Source organism: Streptomyces katrae (assembly GCF_000966975.1).
In the GTDB taxonomy this organism is placed as follows: Bacteria; Actinomycetota; Actinomycetes; order Streptomycetales; family Streptomycetaceae; genus Streptomyces; species Streptomyces katrae.
In genome coordinates this window covers 1-1,426 of the sequence record NZ_JZWV01000828.1, presented here as the reverse complement: position 1 = coordinate 1,426, position 1,426 = coordinate 1, and the positions used below count along the sequence as shown (strand labels likewise).

General features: G+C 71.6%; 1 protein-coding gene and 1 pseudogene. Both read left to right on the top strand.

The window, feature by feature from the left end:
* A pseudogene (locus VR44_RS27360) lies at positions 1-480 on the top strand (glucose-6-phosphate dehydrogenase); the annotation flags it as partial.
* Positions 477-1,426 (top strand): glucose-6-phosphate dehydrogenase assembly protein OpcA (opcA, locus tag VR44_RS27355; protein WP_045950284.1); only part of this gene is annotated, 950 nt, incomplete at its 3' end. The pseudogene VR44_RS27360 and the gene opcA, both read left to right, overlap by 4 nt.

Below are 1,426 nucleotides of genomic sequence, written 5' to 3'. Positions count from 1 at the left end.
GCGGGCGTCCCGTTCTACCTGCGCACGGGCAAGCGCCTGGGCCGCCGGGTGACCGAGATCGCAGTGGTCTTCAAGCGGGCGCCGTACCTGCCGTTCGAGTCGGGCGCGACCGAGGAGCTGGGGCAGAACGCCCTGGTCATCCGGGTCCAGCCGGACGAGGGCGTGACGGTCCGCTTCGGCTCCAAGGTGCCGGGCACCTCCATGGAGGTCCGGGACGTCACGATGGACTTCGCCTACGGCGAGTCCTTCACGGAGTCCAGCCCCGAGGCCTACGAGCGGCTCATCCTCGACGTCCTCCTCGGCGACGCGAACCTCTTCCCGCGCCACCAGGAAGTCGAGCTGTCCTGGAACATCCTCGACCCGATCGAGGAGTACTGGGACAAGCACGGCAAGCCCGCGCAGTACCCGGCGGGCACGTGGGGGCCGGTCGAGGCGGACGAGATGCTCGCACGAGACGGACGGAGCTGGCGCCGGCCATGAAGATCGACCTCACGGAGACCACCTCCAGCAAGATCAACGCCGCGTTGGTGCAGGCGCGCCGGGACATCGGCACGCCGGCCATCGGCATGGTCCTCACGCTGGTGATCGTGACCGATGAAGAGAACGCGTACGACGCGCTCAAGTCGGCGAACGACGCCTCCCACGAACACCCTTCGCGGATCGTCGTCGTGGTCAAGCGGGTCAGCCGCTCCCCGCGCAGCCGCCGCGAAGCCCGGCTCGACGCGGAGATCCGTGTCGGGGCGGACTCCGGTACCGGCGAAACCGTCGTACTGCGGCTGCACGGCGAACTGGTCGACCACGCCCAGTCCGTCGTACTGCCCCTGCTGCTGCCGGACGCCCCCGTGGTGGTCTGGTGGCCGGAGGGTGCTCCGGCGGACCTGGCGGGCGACCCGCTGGGCGCGCTGGGGCAGCGCCGGATCACGGACACCTACGCCTCCGAGCACCCGATCGAGACGCTCGCCGCCCGGGCGGAGGCGTACGCGCCGGGTGACACGGACCTGTCCTGGACCCGGATCACCCCGTGGCGCTCGATGCTGGCCGCCGCGCTGGACCAGATGCCCCAGTCGCCGGTCGTCTCGGCGACCGTCGAGGGCGAGGACGAGAACCCGAGCTGCGAGCTGCTGGCCATGTGGCTGGCGGACCGTCTCGGGGTCCCGGTCAACCGGACCCTGTCAGGGGGGCCGGGGCTGACCGCCGTGCGCATGGAGACCAAGGACGGCTCGATCGTCCTGGACCGCGCGGACGGCTCGCTGGCCACGCTGTCCATGCCGGGGCAGCCCGACCGTGCGGTGGCGCTGAAGCGGCGTGACACGGCCGAGCTGCTGGCGGAGGAACTCCGCCGGCTGGACCCGGACAACACGTACGCGGCGTCCCTGAAGTTCGGCGTCTCCCGGCTGTCGACGACCGCTCCGGCGGCGCCGGTGGC